This window comes from Paenibacillus forsythiae T98, from assembly GCF_000520735.1.
Taxonomy (GTDB): domain Bacteria; phylum Bacillota; class Bacilli; order Paenibacillales; family Paenibacillaceae; genus Paenibacillus_AQ; species Paenibacillus_AQ forsythiae.
Map to the genome: position 1 here is coordinate 1 of NZ_ASSC01000066.1, position 3,826 is coordinate 3,826.

Annotated in this window: 3 protein-coding genes; 1 reads left to right on the forward strand and 2 read right to left on the reverse strand. The window is 57.6% G+C overall.

Annotated elements, in window-relative coordinates:
• Both L692_RS0102370 and L692_RS0102375 read right to left on the reverse strand, forming a co-directional pair.
• On the reverse strand, positions 1–904 hold a 904-nt coding region (locus L692_RS0102370), incomplete at its 3' end, for a HEAT repeat domain-containing protein (RefSeq protein WP_025696863.1).
• 22 nt (positions 905–926) lie between these two features.
• Complete coding sequence (locus L692_RS0102375) at positions 927–2,360, reverse strand: SWIM zinc finger family protein (RefSeq protein WP_025696865.1); 1,434 nt, start codon at positions 2,358–2,360, stop codon at positions 927–929.
• A 340-nt stretch (positions 2,361–2,700) separates the two neighbouring features.
• Here L692_RS0102375 and L692_RS0102380 point away from each other — a divergent pair.
• Positions 2,701–3,826, forward strand: a 1,126-nt coding sequence (locus L692_RS0102380) for an MFS transporter (RefSeq protein ID WP_025696867.1), incomplete at its 3' end; no start/stop codon positions are given.

Genomic DNA, 3,826 nt, shown 5'->3' on the forward strand with positions numbered 1-3,826 from the left:
GCGTAGCCAGCTTCGGATTGAGGGAGCCCGAAGGGTGGCGCCGAAGCGCTTCGGACGCAAGCTCCCGGTCCTTGCCGCTGAAAGCCGTATATAGCTTCTCCAGACCCTCCGGCGTAGAGCTTTCGGCTAAAGCCGCATAGGCGGCTTGGCGGATGGCCTTCTTGCCATCGCCGCAGTATCCAATCAGCGCCGGCGCGTATTCCGGGTACTGCCCCAGCGATTCAATGGCTGCAATCCTGACCTCGTCGCTTCCGCTTTCGGCCGCCGCGGCAATCAAGGTCTTGTCCGCTTCCCGTCCGATCGCGGCAAGGGTAACAAGGCAGCGGGCTTGCGGCCTTCCGCCGGCAGGATCGAACCCTGCTGCCAGCAGCGGAGCCGCTTGTTCTCCATACGAAGGAACAATATATCTCATGGCATAGTCGGCCAGCTCCGCATATGGATCGCCTAGAGCCCGAATGGCCAGAGGCAGCAGCCGAAGGTCGGAGAAGTATCCTTTCTCGAAGGCTGAAGTGACAATCTCGTAGCGGCCTCCGCCGCTTGAGGTCAGGACCCTGCGAAGCTCTGACAGCTGACGGTAAGTCAGCGGGGTAGGCAGATCCGTCCCCCCATCAGGTAGCGGACCTATCTCCCCGCGAATGCCCGTTGAACCCTGGGTCGCCAGCACCGAGGTCAGCAGCAGGCCCAGCTCCTGCAGGCGCGAGGCGCCAAGCTCGGGAGAATTCCCCGATTGGGTCAGACCTTCCATCCCCTCGGCCAGTCTCTTGAACACCGGCGCCCGCTCGCCAAGAGCCTGGAACCTGGGCACAAGGCGCTTCAGGCGAAAGTCATCCGCCGCCAGATCGCTGCCGGCAATATACAGGCGGTCAAGCTCCAGACGCAGTTCATTCAATAAAGTCGTGCTCATCCTGTTCACCTCTTGTCCTCTTTTAGTAGAGCAGACGAATCCTTTCATCTTCGCGGATTACGGTAAGCGGCTGAACAGCCAGCCGGCCTTCACCTGGCAGATGACGGAATCTTGCGAGCAGGGCGATATTTTGAAGACGGTTGCGTCTTACGCAGGACAGCAGATCCGCCGTCCCCGGTCCGGCATCGCTAATATCGCTCAGCGGCAGCATGTTCCCTCTCTCATCGCGGATTATGTATTCGTCGCCCTCGGTAACAAGCGTTTCGGCGACATGCAGCAGCATGACGGGCATTCGATCGGCCAGCGGATTCTTAAGCTGATTGCGGACCAGCTTCAGGACGTCCACATACGAACGATGGGCGCTTCGGGCAACTGCCTCCCAGTCTCCGCCGTCCGGACGGCGGGGCTGCCACTCATCATAACGCACTCTCGGGTTCAGCCCTCCCGGATAGAGAACCAGCTCCCGCGCCTGTACCACATCCATGAAGCTGTCTTCCTCGCGGATATGGCGGGCCGCTTTATACGGGCGATACTGCAAGGTGCGGTGAATCTTGCCCGTGTCCAGCTGCACCCAGTAGCCTAGATCCACGTATTCCTGACGTGCCCGGTCGTCATACCCGGTAAACGCAAGCTGCAGCAGCTCCGCCCCCTCCACGGCCATTCCGTGCCGCTTTAGTTCGGCGAACTGCCAGGAATGGCCCAGCAGTTCCTCCAATTCCGATCCGGGGTCCGGCTCCGGAGAGCCACTCTCCAGTTTAGACTTTAGATGGCTCCGTCCCTTCCGAATCAGGGCATGCAGCATCGTTAGCTGTTCCATGGAATAGGCAAAGCCTCCCCCGGCTTCCTCCTGCATCAGCAGAATCAGCCTCCGCAGCTCGGCTTGCGGCCCCGTGAGATAATAATTGCCCAGTTCTTTGGCCTGGGCGTTCAGATTCTTCAGCGTCTTGTCGTTCACCGTGCCAAGCCCGGCGCGGACCAGCTCAAGCAGAAGCTTCTCCAGCAGCTCCAATCCCTGGAGCTGAGCTGCTACTTTTTTGGTCAGTGCGGCTTTGCTGCTCTTCTTCGGCTTTTCCCCTGCGGGGGAGGCTCCCTTCTGCTGCCGTTTCTCCTCCCGTTTCTCCGCCTTTTCCCGTTTGGATGCCAGATCTTCCGGAACCGGCGCTACCACAAAGGTCTTGCCTTGATCCAGTGCATACAACAGTCCCAGTGCATGCTTGCACGGGAACTGACGACTGGGACAGGTACAGCGGAACACCGGCTTGTCCGGTTGAGTAAAATCGGCCGAGGCCAAATAACCGGTGCTGCCGCTTCCTTGACATTCCCCAAACAGCAAATCGCCGGCTTCGGATCGGTGGAATGAGGTGAATTTGTTTTTCTGAACCAGTCCGAGGGCATTCTTGATGGCGGCGCTATTAGGGGCAAGGGAATCCGCATAAGAAGCTGTAATTTCGATCAAGCTAACGCCTCCTATCGATCAACTGCTTAAATATGGATGAATTGTTTCATCTAAAGTCTATCATTCTTCCTGAAAGGCTACAAATTTTAGGAGACAACGGATCGCTTATTCGTACTTCATGCATAAGAACCCGCCTCTATACGGCATTTTGAATGAACACATTACGCCCACGGCAATCGTATATTGTTCTTGACCTCATAGTCAAAAAAGACCGCAGGCTTTGTCTGGTCTACTTAATCCTTAAGGGGCCCTAATTGTTTCTATTATAGAAACTTTAATTCTATATTTGAATCTTCATGAGTGATGATCTACTATTTTTATCATTAAAGGAGGTGAATCTATGTCCACGAAAATCTATCTCGCGCTGTTCGCACTGGCCGTCAGCGCCTTTGCCATCGGCACGACCGAATTTGTAATCGTCGGTCTTCTCCAGACGGTGGCCGCTGATCTTGGAATCACGATAACCAAGGCCGGAACTCTGGTCTCGGGCTACGCCGCAGCTATCGCCATCGGCACCCCGATCGTAGCCGCGCTGACCGGCCGCCTCCCGAAAAAAGGCTACCTGCTGTTCCTGATGGCGCTGTTCACGGCGGGGAATGTGTTGTCCGCCGTCGCCGGGTCGTACTCACTGCTGATGCTCTCCCGAATCGTCACGGCGGTGGCCCACGGCGTCTTCTTCGCGGTCGCCGCAACCGTCGCCGCCGATATGGTCCCTGAAGACAAGAAAGGAACCGCCATTTCTATCATGTTCACGGGACTTACGGTCGCCACCATTCTGGGGGTTCCATTCGGAACCTACATCGGACAGCAGTTCAATTGGCGCTTCAGCTTCGCCGCCGTCGCCGTCCTGGGCCTCATTGGTCTGCTGGTCATTATATTCGCGGTCAACAAAGTCTCCCGTGAGGACGCTGCGCCGACAATCGGGGATGTGGGCAGACTAGCCGGCAATCCGCGCATTCTGATGGCGCTGCTCATGACCGTAGCCGGTTTTGGCGGAACCTTCGCCTTGTTCACTTATCTGTCTCCCATTCTGGAAGAGATCAGCGGCTTCTCATCCGGTTCCATCTCCCTGCTGCTGCTCGTCTACGGCATCGCCGTCGCCGCCGGCAATCTGGCGGGAGGCAAGCTGGCGAACGGACATCCGGTGAAGGCGCTCCGGTATGTGTTCCTGTTTCAGACAGCGGCGCTCTTGCTGCAGATCTGGCTGCTCCCCGGCAGGCATTCAAGCATTCTGTCCATTATCTTGCTGGGCCTCTTCGCCTTCATGATGTCGGCGGGCGTTCAGGCCTACGTTCTGATGCTGGCCGAGAAGCTGGTTCCATCCGCCAAGTCGGTTGCTTCCGCGCTGAACATCTCCGCCTTCAACATCGGCATCGCCGCCGGGTCGGTGCTTGGAGGCTACGCGGTCGATTACATGGGCTATCTTGATACAGCCTGGATCGGGGCGATAATGACGGCGGCCGCCC